General features: G+C 68.1%; 13 protein-coding genes and 1 tRNA gene. 5 read left to right on the forward strand and 9 right to left on the reverse strand.

Annotated elements, in window-relative coordinates; genetic code table 11:
- Positions 1-3 precede the first annotated feature (3 nt).
- From C8D93_RS01165 to C8D93_RS01175, 3 genes are all read right to left on the reverse strand, one after another.
- On the reverse strand, positions 4-1,434 hold the full coding sequence (locus C8D93_RS01165) for a PhoH family protein (protein WP_110263332.1): 1,431 nt from the start codon (positions 1,432-1,434) through the stop codon (positions 4-6).
- A 266-nt stretch (positions 1,435-1,700) separates the two neighbouring features.
- Positions 1,701-2,165: a peroxiredoxin gene (locus C8D93_RS01170; protein ID WP_110263333.1), complete on the reverse strand. Its 465-nt coding sequence runs from the start codon at positions 2,163-2,165 to the stop codon at positions 1,701-1,703.
- A gap of 78 nt (positions 2,166-2,243) precedes the next feature.
- Positions 2,244-2,783: a glycine cleavage system transcriptional repressor gene (locus tag C8D93_RS01175; protein ID WP_110263334.1), complete on the reverse strand. Its 540-nt coding sequence runs from the start codon at positions 2,781-2,783 to the stop codon at positions 2,244-2,246.
- Positions 2,784-2,917: 134 nt separating this feature from the next.
- Here C8D93_RS01175 and dapA point away from each other — a divergent pair, with 134 nt between their 5' ends.
- The 4 genes from dapA to C8D93_RS01195 all read left to right on the forward strand — a co-directional run bounded on the left by dapA (position 2,918) and on the right by C8D93_RS01195 (position 6,432).
- Positions 2,918-3,799 carry a 4-hydroxy-tetrahydrodipicolinate synthase gene (gene dapA, locus C8D93_RS01180; RefSeq protein ID WP_110263335.1) on the forward strand — a complete coding sequence of 294 codons (882 nt, stop codon included), beginning with the start codon at positions 2,918-2,920 and terminating at the stop codon, positions 3,797-3,799.
- Positions 3,796-4,110, forward strand: coding sequence for a hypothetical protein (locus tag C8D93_RS01185; protein ID WP_110263336.1), 315 nt, complete (start codon positions 3,796-3,798; stop codon positions 4,108-4,110). Before dapA ends, C8D93_RS01185 begins: the two co-directional genes overlap by 4 nt.
- A gap of 30 nt (positions 4,111-4,140) precedes the next feature.
- Positions 4,141-4,232: transfer RNA gene (locus C8D93_RS01190), tRNA-Ser, on the forward strand.
- 337 nt (positions 4,233-4,569) lie between these two features.
- A complete protein-coding gene (locus C8D93_RS01195; RefSeq protein WP_211307139.1) occupies positions 4,570-6,432 on the forward strand; it encodes a DUF4394 domain-containing protein in 1,863 nt (620 codons plus the stop codon).
- A 21-nt stretch (positions 6,433-6,453) separates the two neighbouring features.
- Here C8D93_RS01195 and C8D93_RS01200 read toward each other — a convergent pair whose 3' ends face one another.
- The 6 genes from C8D93_RS01200 to C8D93_RS01225 form a co-directional block, all read right to left on the reverse strand.
- A complete protein-coding gene (locus C8D93_RS01200; RefSeq protein ID WP_110263338.1) occupies positions 6,454-7,383 on the reverse strand; it encodes a metal-dependent hydrolase in 930 nt (309 codons plus the stop codon).
- A 19-nt stretch (positions 7,384-7,402) separates the two neighbouring features.
- Positions 7,403-9,142, reverse strand: coding sequence for an SDR family oxidoreductase (locus C8D93_RS01205; protein ID WP_110263811.1), 1,740 nt, complete (start codon positions 9,140-9,142; stop codon positions 7,403-7,405).
- The gene (locus C8D93_RS01210; RefSeq protein WP_110263339.1) at positions 9,139-10,038 is read right to left on the reverse strand and encodes a M24 family metallopeptidase; all 900 of its coding nucleotides are present in this window, start codon (positions 10,036-10,038) and stop codon (positions 9,139-9,141) included. The genes C8D93_RS01205 and C8D93_RS01210 overlap by 4 nt, the downstream gene beginning before the upstream one ends.
- Before the next feature lie 107 nt (positions 10,039-10,145).
- Positions 10,146-11,636, reverse strand: coding sequence for a flavin-containing monooxygenase (locus C8D93_RS01215; RefSeq protein WP_110263340.1), 1,491 nt, complete (start codon positions 11,634-11,636; stop codon positions 10,146-10,148).
- A 100-nt stretch (positions 11,637-11,736) separates the two neighbouring features.
- Positions 11,737-12,672, reverse strand: a complete 936-nt coding sequence (locus C8D93_RS01220) for an NAD(P)H-dependent flavin oxidoreductase (protein ID WP_110263341.1) — start codon at positions 12,670-12,672, stop codon at positions 11,737-11,739.
- A gap of 92 nt (positions 12,673-12,764) precedes the next feature.
- Positions 12,765-13,532, reverse strand: coding sequence for a 3-hydroxyacyl-CoA dehydrogenase (locus tag C8D93_RS01225; RefSeq protein ID WP_110263342.1), 768 nt, complete (start codon positions 13,530-13,532; stop codon positions 12,765-12,767).
- A 236-nt stretch (positions 13,533-13,768) separates the two neighbouring features.
- Here C8D93_RS01225 and C8D93_RS01230 point away from each other — a divergent pair, with 236 nt between their 5' ends.
- Positions 13,769-14,908 (forward strand): acyl-CoA dehydrogenase family protein, encoded by a 1,140-nt coding sequence (locus tag C8D93_RS01230; RefSeq protein WP_110263343.1) that lies wholly within the window; start codon positions 13,769-13,771, stop codon positions 14,906-14,908.

Genomic DNA, 14,908 nt, shown 5'->3' on the forward strand with positions numbered 1-14,908 from the left:
CTCCTACAGAATGTCGGATGCGTACGCGGCCAGACGCGAGCGTTCGCCGCGCGCCAGCGTCACGTGTCCACCGTGCGGCCAGCCCTGGAACCGGTCGACGACGTAGGTCAGGCCGGAAGTGGTCTCGGTCAGGTACGGCGTGTCGATCTGCCCCAGGTTGCCCAGGCAGATCATCTTCGAACCCGGCCCCACGCGCGTGATCAGCGTCTTCATCTGCTTGGCCGTGAGGTTCTGCGCCTCGTCGATGATGATGAAGCGGTTGAGGAAGGTGCGGCCACGCATGAAGTTCAGCGAACGGATCTTGATGCGCTTGGCCAGCAGGTCGTTGGTCGCCGCGCGCTCCCAGTCGCCGGCGTTGCTGTTCTGCGTGAGCACCTCGAGGTTGTCCATCAGCGCGCCCATCCACGGCGTCATCTTCTCCTCTTCGGTTCCGGGCAGAAATCCGATGTCCTCGCCGACCGGCACGGTGACGCGCGTCATGATGATCTCGCGATAGCGCTGCTCGTCCATCGTCTGCGCGAGGCCGGCTGCCAGCGTCAGCAGGGTCTTGCCGGTGCCCGCGGTGCCGAGCACGGTGACGAAGTCGATCTCCGGGTCGAGCAGCAGGTTGAGCGCGAAGTTCTGCTCGCGGTTCTTGGCGTGGATGCCCCAGACGCTGCTCTTGCCCTGGCGGTAGTCGCGGATCACGCGCAGTTCCGCCGCGTTGCCGTCGATGCTGCTGACGACCAGCTCCAGACCGCCCTGGTCCTCGTCCGGGATGTAGAGGAACTGGTTGACGTGCCAGCCCTTCACCAGCGGGCCCTTGATGCGGTAGGCGGCGCGACCGCGGCTGTCCTGCCAGCTCTCCATCTTCTCGCCGTGCGTGGCCCAGAAGTTCGCCGGCAGTTCCTTGTAGCCGGTATAGAGCAGGTCGAGATCGTCGAGGACCTGGTCGTTGTGATAGTCCTCGGTATGCACGCCGATGACGGCGGCCTTGATGCGCAGGTTGATGTCCTTGCTGACCAGCGTGACCTTGCGGGTCGGGTGCCGGGTCTGCTGCTCGAGCGCGTTGACCAGGATGCTGTTGTCCGGCTTGTTGCCGGGAATCAGGCCGGGCAGCGAGGTGTCGGACGGCCGCGTCTGGAAGAACAGCCGGCCGCTGGCCGGCTTGCCGTTGTGTACGCGCGTGTGACCGTTGCCGGACGCCGTGCGGGTTGCCGGCAGCGGCAGGCCCTTCTCGATCTGGACGTGGTCGCGGCCATGCATCAGCTCGTCGAAGAAGCGGCTCACCTGGCGCGCGTTGCGCGCCACTTCGCTGGTGCCCTTCTTGGAGTTGTCCAGCTCCTCGAGAACGACCATCGGCACGTACAGGTCGTGCTCTTCGAAACGGAACAGGCTGGTGGGATCGTGCAGCAGAACGTTGGTGTCGAGAACGAAGATCTTGCGCTTGCTCATGAGTGCCGGACGAGGCCGCTCCCGCGCCGTGCCGGCGCAGGAATCAGGCAGAGGGGGAGGGCGCGCGTCGCAGGCCGGCATGACCGGGCCGGGAAACGGGAGGCGCGATGGCGTGGCGTCTTAATTGCAGTCTTGTGAATGATTGGCGACGGCGATGCGCCGTCACGCACCGCTGTACCGCAATCTAGCCCAACCGGGCCGGCATCGAAAAGGGATACTCGCGCGCGGTCGAATCGCGCTATGGTGAATGTCCTGCCGCGCTCCGCCTAAAGACCGGCAGCGGCATCGAGCACGGCCTGCGCGTGATTCTTCACCTTCACGCTGCGCCAGACCTGACGCAGCACGCCCTTCGCGTCGAACAGGAAGGTGCTGCGGTCCACGCCCATGTACTTGCGGCCGTACAGGGTCTTCTCGCGGATCACGTCGAAGGCGCGGCACGCGGCCTCGTCCGCGTCGGACAGCAGCGCGAACGGAAACTCGAACTTGGTCGCGAAGTTCTCGTGCGAACGCACGCTGTCGCGCGACACGCCGACGATCTCCACGCCGGCCTTGCGGAACTTCCCGTACAGGTCGCGGAAGTCCTGGCCTTCCTGCGTGCAGCCCGGCGTGTTGTCCTTGGGGTAGAAGTACACGACCAGCGCCTTGCCCTTGAAGGAACGCAGCGCGATGTCGCGGCCACCGGTGGCGGGCAGGGTGAGGTCGGGAATCTTGTCGCCGATGTCGAGGGCCATGCACGGATCTCCCTAAGTGCGGAGCCCCGGATACGTACGCCCCGCGATGCGCGGATGCAGCTTCAGGTGTTGCCGATCTCAGGTCTTGATGGGGTCGAGCATGCCGTCGGCGTTGAGATCGTCGCACAGGTCCATGAAGGACTCGCGCAGCGCCTGCGGATGCTGGTTCACCGGGACGTGCAGCACCATCTGCACGTTCGCCATCTCCGCGCCGGTGTAGGTCGACTGGTACTTCTGCGTCGAGATCTCGACGACGACGACGTCCTGATGCTGGAAGAACTCGAGGATGTTCACCAGCAGGTTGGAGTCCTGCGGCGCGACGACCTCGGCGGCGTAGGGGCGGAAGTCCGGATTCACCGAACGGGCCTCGCAGCGCTCGAAGCGGACCTGCAGCTCGAGCTTCTCGGCGATGCCGGGCAGCGCCGTCTCCAGCCGCCCGAGCGTGCTCCAGTTGCCGGACACCAGCAGGTTGGCCGTGAGGCGGTCGCCGATCTGGGCGATGCGGCAGTCCTCGACCTCGCCACCGCGTTCACGGATCGCCTTGAACAGCTCCAGCGGCACGTTGCCCTTGGGCTTGCCGATGGCGGAAACGGTGAGCAGGTTGTCGGTCTGGGACATGATGCCGCTGTGTCGCTTGGGCCGCGAAGTTTAATTCATTCGGCCCGCGCACGAGTCGCGGCCTCGCAGCGCCGCGGCGGCTGCCGGTATACTTGCCGCCCTTTTTTCCGGCCCCGCCGCCGACCACCAACGCCATGATCAAGGGCAGCATCGTCGCCATCGTCACGCCCATGCACGAAGATGGGGCGCTGGACTGGAAGCGGCTGGACGCATTGGTGGACTGGCATGTCGCCGAAGGGACCGACGCGATCGTGGCCGTCGGCACGACGGGCGAGTCGGCGACGCTGGACCTCGAAGAGCACATCGCCGTCATCCGGCGGGTCGTGGAACGCGCCGCCGGCCGCGTGCCGGTCATCGCCGGCACCGGCTCCAACGCCACCAGCGAAGCCATCGAGCAGACGCTGGCGGCCAAGACCGTCGGCGCCGACGCGGCGCTGCTGGTCACGCCCTACTACAACAAGCCGCCGCAGGAAGGCCTGTACCGGCACTTCCGCAAGATCGCCGAGTCGGTTGAGCTGCCGCAGATCCTCTACAACGTGCCCGGCCGCACCGGCTGCGACCTGCTGCCGGCCACCGTCGCGCGGCTGGCACAGCTGCCGAACATCGTCGGCATCAAGGAGGCCAGGGGCGAGCTGTCGCGCATCCGCGAGCTGCTGGATCTGGAACTGGGCGCGGATTTCGCGATCTACTCGGGGGACGACGCCACCGCCTGCGCGTCGATTCTCGCCGGCGGCCATGGCGACATCTCGGTGACGGCCAATGTCGCGCCGCGCAAGATGCACCAGATGTGCGCGGCGGCGCTCGCCGGCGACCGCGCGACGGCCGAGGCGCTCGACGCCGAACTGCAGGCACTGCACAAGGATCTGTTCGTGGAACCCAATCCGATTCCCGCCAAGTGGGCCCTCTGCCAGATGGGCATGATCGAAAACGGCCTGCGCCTGCCGCTGGTGCCGATGGACGAGGCGCATGCCCCGCGCGTACGCGCAGCGCTGCAGGCCGCCGGAGTGATGGCATGAGCCGGCGCCTGCTGACGATCTGCGCGGTGGCGATGCTGGCGGCCTGCGGCAGCAACCGCCACTGCATCGGCGAGTTCCCGTACCAGCGCGCCGCGACATTGGCTCCGCCGGCCGAGGTCGAGGGCCTGAGCACGCCGGAGTCGGTTGCCGCCCTGCGCATTCCGCCGGCGCCGGCCGAGTCCGTGCCCTACGCGCGCAACGTGCCGGACCCCGAGAATCCCGGCAGCACGCGCGTGCAATGCCTCGACGTGCCGCCGCCGATGACCGTCGTCCCCGAAACGGACCCGGCGCCAGCGGCCGCGGAATCCTGAGCCGGCACCGGTATAATGCGCAGCCTTCACGGAGAGATGTCCGAGTGGTTGAAGGAGCACGCCTGGAAAGCGTGTATACGGTGAATGCCGTATCGCGGGTTCGAATCCCGCTCTCTCCGCCACACAAATGAAAAAGGCCCCTTGAAAGGGGCTTTTTTCGTTTTCGCCCGATGGACCGGGCGAGGGGGCGAAGCCGCGGCAGCGGTCGACCCGCGAGGAAACCCCGCTCCCGTCGCCAAGGATGCTGCAAGGAAGCGGCTTTCAGGCGCTTGGGGCGCTGCAATGAGACCTTTCACACATTGCGGGCGCTTATACACACGGCCTGGCTTGCACTTGCGGGGGGATGAGGGTCGAATGGTCCGGGCCCGTGGCCTCGTTCCGGCTGCGGGGGGCGGCAGCGCAGGAGGGTGCGCGGCCGCAGCAGGCGGGCTGCCGCCATCACGCAAGGGGGAAGGGATGATGATTTCCGGTCCGATGTACGCCGTCGCGCGTCGCGGCAGCGCATGGTTTCTCGCGCTCGCCGTTGCGGCCTGTGGTGGTGGGGGCGGCAGTTCGCCGGCTCCGGCGCTGTCTCTGGATGACGCGGACGCCGTCAGCGAGGCCTTGCTGGAGAAGGTCACCGTCGGCGCGGTCTCGGCGCAGCTGCTGCCGGGCGATCCGCCTGCGGAGAGCGCCGATCCGGATCGGCCGGTGATCGTGTCGGAGGCGGCGCCGTTCGCGCAGCCCGGCCAGACGGTTTCGCTGGACCTGCAGCTCACGTCCAGCAGTGCCATCAACGGGATTTTCGCGAAGGTTCCGGGCGCCGAAAGCTTCTTCGAGGCGGTGTTCGAGGAACCGCTCGGCAAGGGCGCTTCCGGCAAGCTCGACATCGCGGTCATCTTCTCCGTGTCGATCCCGCTGGAGATCCGTCAGAGCGGCCAGCTGTGCTTCGACCTGTCCGCGCGCAACATCAACGGGCGCGTGTCGTCGCCGCTGCGCATCTGCATTCCGATCAACGTCCCCGGCGCCTCACCGCAGCCGAGCCCCACGGCGACCGCAACGCCGACCGCGAGTCCGCAGCCCACGTCGACGCCGACCGCTTCGCCCACCGCGACTCCGACGGCGACGCCCACGATGACTCCGGGGCCGAGCGCCACGCCGACGCCGACCGCCAGCGCCACCCCCACGCCGAGCCCCAGCCCGACGCCAACACCGTCGCCGGGTGTGACGACCGTGGCCTTCGCCGACGCGGCGCAGACGGCCGTGGAGTCCGCCGGCGTGGTCAACGTCGGCCTGACGGTCAATCCGGTGTCCAGCGAGGACATCAGCCTGCCGTTCACCGTATCGGGTACGGCAACGGCCGGCGATCGAACGGTGACGGCCAGCCCGCTGGTCATCCCGGCCGGGACCAGCAACGCGACGATCAGCGTGTCGCTGATCGACGACGATGGTGCCGAAGGCGACGAGACGGTCATCATCACGCTGTCGGCGCCGAGCGGTGGCGCGCAGCTCGGCTCGCCGAGCGTGCACACGCTGACCATCGACGACGACGAGGGCGATCCGGCGCCGCAGGGAACGATCTTCGTCATCGACGACACCTATCGCCTGATCCGCTTCAACGCCGGTTCGCCGGGAACGGCCACCTTCCTCGACATTCAGGGGATCGAGGCGACCCTTCCGGACAACTCGAGCCCGTTGATCCTGTCGATGGACTTCCGGCCGGCGACGAGCGAGCTGTATGTGTACACGAGCGACCGGCGCTTCTACCGGCTGGATACGGCGACCGCCACGGCCACGCTGATCGCGTCGACGCCGGTCACCGTGACCACCGACGAGCTGTTGGGTCTCGACTTCAATCCCTGCGCGGACGTGCTGCGCGCAATCGGCGCGGAGGGCGAGAACTATCGTCTGACGCCGTCGATTGCCCTGATCGCTCGCGACACCGATCTCGCCTACGCGGCGGGCGACCCCAACGAGTCCGCCGGCACCCCCGGGGTCAATGCGATCGGCTACGACGACTGCAGCCAGGGCGTGACGACGCTGTTCGGCATCGACACCACGTTCGACGCGCTGGTCCGCGTCGGCAGCGTCGACGGCACGCCGGTATCCCCGAACACGGGGCAGCTCAACACGGTCGGTGAGCTCAGCTTCAGCCTCGGCGGGGCGGGACAGGTGCCGCTCGACATCGACCGTCAGAACGGTGCGGCCTACACGACCGACCAGAGCGGCAGCCAGACCAGCCTGCTGCGGGTGAACCTGGCGACGGGCGCGTTGACCAATCTCGGCCAGATCGGCAACGGCAGCAGCGACGTGCGGGTGCAGGCGCTGGCGGTGCAGCCGTAGACGCTCCGGGTCGGCGGCCGCTCAGGCGGCCGCCGACCTCGCGGCCGGCGAGCGCGCGAGATACGCCAGCGCCTGCTCGGTCGAGGCCTCGTTGCGTGGGTCGTACCAGGGCGAGAGGTAAGGCAGCTCCGTCAGGAACAGCCACAGCGGATCGGGCAGGTGGCCGTTGCGGGCCACGCGCACCCACTCGCGCCACAGCCACGGCCGGAAGACGCTCGGCCGTTGCTTCGCGAAGCGCGGGTCCTGACACATCAGGTCCGCGGCACCGTCGGCCCAGATGCCGAAGACCGCGACGAAGGTGATCGCCGACAGGTAGTAGCGCGACAGGTAGCTGCCGCCGAGATGCGTGTACAGGTCGAAGGCGACGCTGCGGTGCTCGATCTCCTCGGCGCCATGCCAGCGGATCAGGTCGAGCAGCACCGGGTCGGCCCCGGCCTTGTCCCACTCGCGGTTGTTCAGCGCGTACTTGCCGAGCACGCAGGTCATGTGCTCGACCGCGGCGATGATGCCGAGCCGGAAGACCAGCCAGCGCCGCTGCAGCAGCCTGGGCAGCTTGCGACCGAACGGCTCGTCGCCCAGCGCCCGCTCGAACAGCCAGTCCATCACCGCGAGATTGCGGCGGGTGTCGATGCCGTGCGCGCGCAGGTACTCCGAGCAGGCGCCGGCGTGCGCGCGCGCGTGCATCGCTTCCTGCCGCACGAAGGCCTGCACGTCGGCGCGCAGCTTGTCGTCGGTGACGAAGGGCAGCGCCTGGTTGTAGAGCCGGCAGAACCAGAACTCGCCGGCCGGCAGGATCATGTTGATCTCGTTGATGAAGTGGCTCGCGAACGGCTGGCCGGGAATCCACTCCAGCGGCGTGTTCGCCCAGTCGAAGCGCACCTTGCGCGGGAGGATGTCGTGGGTGGTCGACGATGCCCGGCGGACGCCGGGAAACGGCAGGACTCGGGTCATTGCGGACTCCTGGCGCCGGCTATAGGTTGATGCGCGCGATGCGCCGCGCCGCGCCCGGCGCGAAGCGCGTGAGCCAGCGGATGGCATGCACCTCGGCGCCGACGCGGACCTCGGCGCGGTTGTGCTCGACCGCATCGACAATGGCGCGGGCGACCGCATCGGGTTTGAGATTGCGCAGCTCGTAGAGCCGGTTCGCGCGGCTGCGCTTCGCGGCCGCCTCGTCACCGTCGGCGCCGACCATCGACGCGGTGCTGACGATGTTCGTGTTGACCACGCCCGGGTAGATCGCGCTGACGCCGATATGTCGCTCGGCCAGTTCGGCGCGCAGGCATTCGGTCAGCATCTGCACGGCGGCCTTGGTCGTGTTGTAGGCCGGCGTCAGTCGCGTCGGGAAGAAGGCGAGCCCGGAAGACACGTTGACGATGTGGCCACGCGTGTCGGCGTCGATCATCTGCTGCGCGAACAGGCGGGAGCCGTGGATCACGCCCCAGAGATTCACGTCGAGGATCTTCTTCCAGTCGGCGGTGGAGGTATCGAGCACCGGGCCCGACATGCCGATGCCGGCATTGTTGACGATCACGTCCGCGGCGCCGTACTGCTCGCCGATCTCGGCGGCCAGGGCTTCCATCGCCCTGGCGTCACCGACATCGAGCGCGTAGGCGACGCTGTAGGTATCGAGCAGGCCCGCGAGTTCGGCGGTGCGTTCGGCGGCGGCGCGGTCGATGTCGACGGCGATGGTGTCTGCCCCGGATTCGGCGAAGGCGAGCACGGTCTCGCGACCGATGCCGGAGCCGGCACCGGTGACGACGACCAGCTTGCCGCTGTGCCTGCGCCGCGCGCCGCGGACGCGGGCCCGGCGCAGCGCCGGCGGTTCGTCACCGGTTTCGACGAAGTCGACGAAGCTGCCGATCCGCTCGGCGAGCAGCTGCGGATGACTCAGCGGCAGCCAGTGACCGGCATCCACCTCGCTGCGCCACAGCGCCGGCGCCCACTGCGGCAGGTCGTCGAGCAGTTGCGGTGTCACGAAGCGGTCGCGCAGCGGCACGATGAGTTGCACCGGGATCTCGGCACGCCGCTCGCCCGGTTCGAGCAGGCGGCTGCGCACGTTGGCGCGATACAGCTTGATGCCGTGGCGACCGTCCTCGCGTTGCGTCTCGCTGATGTGCGGGGCGACGCCATCCAGTTTCTCCAGCAGCGACGGCCACAACCTGTCGAGGCCCATTTCCCAGGCCTTCGGCGCTGCAAACGGCAGGTGGAACAGGCCGATGTACCAGGAGTGCAGCAATTGCGAGGCCACGCGCGAGAACTCGCGCGGCGTGCCGTTCCTGAGCCGCTGGCGGACCCAGTGGCCGGCGTGGTCGAGGCACGGTCCGGAGATGGTCGTGAACGAGGCGATGCGACCGCGCATCGTTTCCGTGGTCACCGCTTCCCAGGACTGGATCGATCCCCAGTCGTGGCCGACCAGATGCACCGGCCGGTCCGGGCTCACGGCATCGGCGACCGCGGCGGCATCGGCAACCAGGTGGTCGAGCGCGTAGTCGGCGACCGACTCGGGCGCCGTCGACTGGCCGGCGCCGCGCACGTCATAGGCCACGACGTGGTAGTGCTCGCAGAGCAGGGCAGCGGTGGCGTCCCAGACGCGGCTGCTGTCGGGGTAGCCGTGGACCAGCAGCAGGGTCGGGCGAGCGGACTCGCCCCACTCGTGCACCGCGAGCCGCACGCTTCCCGAAGCGACGAAGCGGGTCTTGCGCGCGCTCATGCTGCCGCCCTCTGCGTGGTGGCCGGCGGCGACCACAGTCCGCGCGCGATCCAGCGCCGCACATGCGGCACGTCGTCGTCGAGCCACCAGGCATCGTCGTCGGTGACGACGAGCAGTTCCTCGAACTTGGCACCGGTGCCGCGAAAGCCCAGGTGCGGCTCCACCGCCCACAGGCCCGGCGTCGGCGGGTGATCGGATGTCGCGCTGCTGTTCCACAGCGGCGACCAGCCTTCCCGTCGTCCGCGCAGGCCGCCGCGCGCCAGCCCGGCGAGGTTGCGCAGGCCGAAGCGTGCGAGCGACGGATGGCGGGCGCGACCGTCCTCGGCAAGGCGCTCGACGCGGTGCGCGAGCACCTCGAACGGATAGGCCTTGTGCCGCGGCTCGTAGCCGTGGCGACTGCACAGACGGTCCACCGCGCGACTGATCGCGGCCAGCGAGTCGCGTGCGCGCACGCGATCCAGGATCAGCGTCCGGTATTCGTGAAGATCGTCCATCAGCCGGTCGAGCACGCGGTTCTCGCCGATCACGCCGCAGTAGCCGATGTCCGCCGTGTAGCCGCCGACGGTCGGGGCGCAGTCGAGGATGTAGGGCATGTTCTCCTCGAGCACGCGTCCGCCCGGGTAGAACGCCGGGTTGAAGCCGCGCAGGTGACGGATGCCGGCGAAACCACGGAAGGCCGTGCGATCGCCGAACCAGGCGAAGGGCTCGTGGAAGCAGTCGTCGGCGCCCTCGTCCTGCAGGAACTCACGCATGCGCGCGGCGACCGCGCGCTCGGTCATGCCCGGGCGCAACTCCGCGCCGATGGTTTCGGCGCAGCGGTAGGCGAGGCGCTGCGCGCTGCGAAAGCCGTCGAGATCGTTCCCGTCCGGCACTCCCGTCGTCGATACGCTGGCCATGTCTTCTCCGGCTGGCGTGGCGGAATCATTGTGACATTGATCGATGTAATCGTGTCAATGTCGTTGCGACAGCGGGTGCCGGCGCTGCGGTCAGCGGGGTGCCTTGCTTACGCCGCCTCCGCCGCCGCAGCCGTGTCGTCGCGGCCGGCGACGAAGCGCATGCCGCTGTCCTCGAGCGTGCCGTAGCGGAGCGTGATCAGGTCCTTGATGTAGTTCTGGTGCAGCTTCCACGGCGCCTTCGAGCCCTGCTTGGGGAAGCTCTCGATCGCGCGCTGCACGTAACCGGACGAAAAATCGATCAGCGGTTCCTCGCCGACGCTCGGATCGTCGTTGTGCGGCACGGCGTAGCCGCCGCCGTTGCGGTCGAGACGCGCGATGATGCGGCAGACGTACTGGGAGGCGAGGTCCGCCTTGAGCGTCCACGAGGCGTTGGTGTAGCCGATGCAGTAGGCGAAGTTCGGCACACCGCTGAGCATCATGCCCTTGTAGCTCATCGTCCGCGCCAGATTGACGTCCTCGCCGTCGACGCGGATCTGCATGCCGCCGAAGGCCAGCAGCTGCAGCCCGGTGGCGGAGACGACGATGTCGGCGGCCAGCTCGCGCCCGGACTTCAGCCGGATGCCGTCCGGCGTGAAGCGCTCGACATGGTCGGTGACGATGTCGGCCTGCCCGCGGCGCACGGCCTTGAACAGGTCGGCGTCCGGAACGAAGCACAGACGCTGGTCCCAGGGGTTGTACCGCGGCCGGAAGTGTTCGTCGATCGGGTAGTCCGCCGGCAATTGCGCGGCAATGCCCTTGCGCAGCAGCTTCTTCGCGAAGCCGGGATAGCGCCGGCACACCGTGTAGAACGCCAAGCTCATCAGCACGTTCTTGCTGCGCGTCAGGGCATAGACGGCGCGTTCGGGCAGCACCTTGCGCAGGGCGCCGGCAATGCGGTCTTCGCCGGGCAGCGTCAGCACATAGGTGGGCGAGCGCTGCAGCATGGTGACGTGCGCCGCGGTCCCGGCCATCGCCGGCACCAGCGTCACCGCGGTCGCGCCGCTGCCGATGACGACGACGCGCTTGCCGGCGTAGTCGAGGTTCTCGGGCCAGTGCTGCGGATGGGTCAGTTGCCCGCCGAAGTCGCCGGCGCCGGGAAAGTCCGGCATGTAGCCGGCGTCGTAGCGGTAGTAACCGCTGCACATGTAGAGGAAGCGGCAGGTGTAGCGCCGCGTCTCGCGCGCTTCGCCGCACTCGGCCTCCACGGTCCAGCGCGCATCGTCGCCCGACCAGCTCGCGCGCACGACCTTGTGGCGGAAGCGGATGTGCCGGTCGACGTCGTGCTCGCGCGCGGTCTGGCGGACGTACTCGAGGATCGACGGACCGTCGGCGATCGACTTGGCGGCCGTCCACGGCTTGAACGAGTAGCCGAGCGTGAACATGTCCGAATCCGAGCGGATGCCGGGGTAGCGGAACAGGTCCCAGGTGCCGCCGATGGTGTCGCGCGCCTCGAGGATCGCCCAGGTCTTGCCCGGACAGTGCGTCTGCAGATGCACGCCGGCGCCGATGCCGGACAGGCCGGCCCCGACGACGAGTACGTCAAAGTGTTCAAGCGACATCAGCTACCCCGGATTGCGGTGCGAAGGATCAGCGTCCGAGTCTTGATGCGGGCGGCGTGGCCGGCAAGGGCTGCTGCGCCGCACCGCCGCGTCCTGCCGGTCACATGCCGTCGGCGAGGCTCCTGCAGGTTTCGCCGTACTCGCGGATCAGGCGTGCACACAGTTCGGTGGCCGGCGGCAGGTCGCGAATCTCGGTCGTGCCCTGGCCGGCGGACCAGATGTCCTTCCAGGCCTTGGAGGCACTGAGTTCCTCGCCGAGGTTGATCTCGGTCTTGGGCTTGAGGTTGTCGGGGTCGAGCCCGGCACCGACGATCGACGGTCGCAGGAAGTTCGCCGGGATGCCGCTGATGGCCGGCGTGTAGACGATGTCGGCGCTGCCGGCGTCGATCAGCATCTGCTTGTACGCCTCGGGCGCATTCGCCTCCTGCGTCGCGATGAAGCGCGTGCCCATGTAGGCGAAGTCCGCGCCCAGCGCGCGTGCCGCGGCGACGCCGCGACCCGAGGAGATGCAACCGGACAGCACGATGTAGCCGTCGAAGACGCTGCGGATCTCGGGCACGAGTGCGAACGGGTTGACCACGCCGGCATGCCCGCCGGCACCGGCCGATACCGGAATCAGGCCGTCGACGCCGGCCTTCGCCGCCTTCTCTGCGTGGCGCTGGTTGACGATGTCGTGGAACACGACGCCGCCGTAGCTGTGCACGGCGTCGACGACCTCGGCGACGGCGCCCAGCGAGGTGATCACCAGCGGCACCTTGTGGCGCACCACCTGCTCGAGATCGGCCTGCAGGCGCGGGTTGGTCCGGTGCACGATCAGGTTCACCCCGTACGGTGCGTCCTTGTCGGTCAGCGTCGCGTTGAGCGTTTCCAGCCACTCGACGAAGCCCGCCGTCGTGCGCTGGTTGAGCGCCGGAAACGTGCCGACGACGCCGCTCTGGCAGCAGGCAGCGACGAGTTTCGGGTTGGAGACGATGAACATCGGCGCGGCGATCGCGGGGATGCGAAGGCGGCCTTGCCAGCTCGCGGGCATGCGCATGGGAGCGTCCTGTGAGGAGGTGGATGAGTCGTCATTCCCGCCTTCGCGGGAATGACGTTTTCGATTTGAAGCGATATCGCTCTAGGCTGGACTCACTTCGGCGCCATGCGGATCGCGCCATCGAGGCGGATCGTCTCGCCGTTGAGCATCACGTTGTCGACGATGCTCGTGACCATCTGCGCGAACTCGTCGGGCTTGCCCAGGCGCGGCGGGAACGGCACCTGCACGCCGAGCGAGTCCTGCGCTTCCTTGGGCAGGCTTTCGAGCAGCGGCGTCAGGAACAGGCCCGGTGCGATCGTGACCACGCGGATGCCGAAGCGCGCGAACTCGCGCGCCAGCGGCAGCGTCATGCCGACGACGCCGGCTTTCGAGGCGGCGTAGGCGGGCTGGCCGATCTGGCCGTCATAGGCCGCGACCGAGGCGGTGTTGATGATCACGCCGCGCTCGCCGAGATCGTTGGGCTGCTGGCCCTGCATGGCCGCTGCAGCCACGCGGATCAGGTTGAAGCTGCCGACGAGATTCACCTTGATGATCTTCTCGAACTGCGCGAGCGGCAGCGGGCCATCCTTGCCGACCGCCTTCGCCGGCGTGCCGATGCCGGCGCAGTTGACGAGGATGTCGATGCGGCCGAAAGCCTCCTGCGCCGCCTGGACCACGGCGACCGCGTCGGTGTCGACGCCGACGTCGCAGCGCACGAAGCGCGCGGCGTCGCCGAGTTCCTTCGCAAGCGCTTCGCCGCGTTGCGCGTTCATGTCCGCAATGACGGCCTTGCCGCCCTGCGCGACGAGGCGCCGTACGGTCGCTTCGCCCAAACCCGAGGCGCCGCCGGTGACGATGCCGACATGATCCTTGATCTGCACGCTGTTTCTCCGTTTCAGAAAATCCGAGTAACCGATACGACAGGCGCCCGAAACATTGGCGCCAAGCGGATCGGCAGGCATTATACGGACCGACGTGGCGGCTCAAGGCCGTCACGGGGTAACGATCGTTACCGCATCGGGTCCGCGCGCAGTGTACGCAATGTGCGACCGCTGCGGTCCGCACTTTGGTATGGCAGGCGCGCCGGTGCAAGCCGCAGCGCCCTTGGAGACAGCAGATGCAGCGCAGACCGTTCGAACCGGAGATGGAGCAGTTCCGCGATGCGGCCCGCAAGTTTTTCCAGACCGAGATCCGGCCGCATTCGGAGCGATGGCGCGAGACCGGCATCGTCGATCGCGAGGCCTTCCTCAAGGCGGGCGAGGCCGGCCTGCTGTGCATCTGGGCGGACGAGCAGTATGGCGGGCTCGGGCTGAACGACTTCCGTTACGAGCAGATCCTGATCGAGGAGAACGCCTTCCACGGCGACTCCGGCTACTTCATCACGCTGCACAGCCGCTTGGTCGCGCCGTACTTCCAGCACTTCGGCAACGAGGAACAGAAGCAGCGCTTCCTGCCGTCGTTCATCAGCGGCGAGAAGATTCTCGCGATCGCGATGACCGAGCCGGACGCCGGCTCCGATCTCGCCGGCATGAAGGCGCGCGCGGTCGAGCACGACGATCACTGGGTGCTCAACGGCACCAAGACCTACATCTCCAACGGCATCAACGCGGACGTCGTCATCGTCGCGGCGAAGACGCACGCGGAGAACCCGCACGGCGTGACGCTGTTCATCGTTGAACGCGGCATGGAGGGCTTCGAGCGCGGTCGTCTGCTCAAGAAGATGGGCATGAAGTCGCAGGACACCGCTGAGCTGTTCTTCCGCGACGTCAAGGTGCCCAAGGCCAACGTGCTCGGCCAAGTGCACGCCGGCTTCTATCACCTGATGAAGGGCCTCGCTGAGGAGCGGCTGATCGGCGCCTGCGGCAACCTCGCCGCCACGCGCGTCGCGATGGAGGTGACGCGCGAGTTCGTGCGCAACCGCAAGGTGTTCGGCAAGCCGCTGAGCAAGATGCAGAACACGCGCTTCAAGCTCGCCGCGCTGGATGCCGAGATCGACATCGCCCAGGTCTACGTCGACCGCTGCGTGGAGCAGCACAACCTCGGCAAGCTCGATCCGGTCGACGCCGCCCGCGCCAAGCTCTACACCAGCGAACTGGCCGGCCGCATGGTCGACGAGGGCGTGCAGCAGCACGGCGGCGCCGGTTACATGGAGGAGTACGAGATCTGCCGCCTGTACCAGGACGAGCGCATCCACCGCATCCTCGCCGGCACCTCCGAGATCATGAAGGAAATCATCGCGCGTTCGACGCTGGACTGA

Source organism: Sinimarinibacterium flocculans (genome assembly GCF_003201205.1).
Taxonomy (GTDB): Bacteria; Pseudomonadota; Gammaproteobacteria; order Nevskiales; family Nevskiaceae; genus Solimonas; species Solimonas flocculans.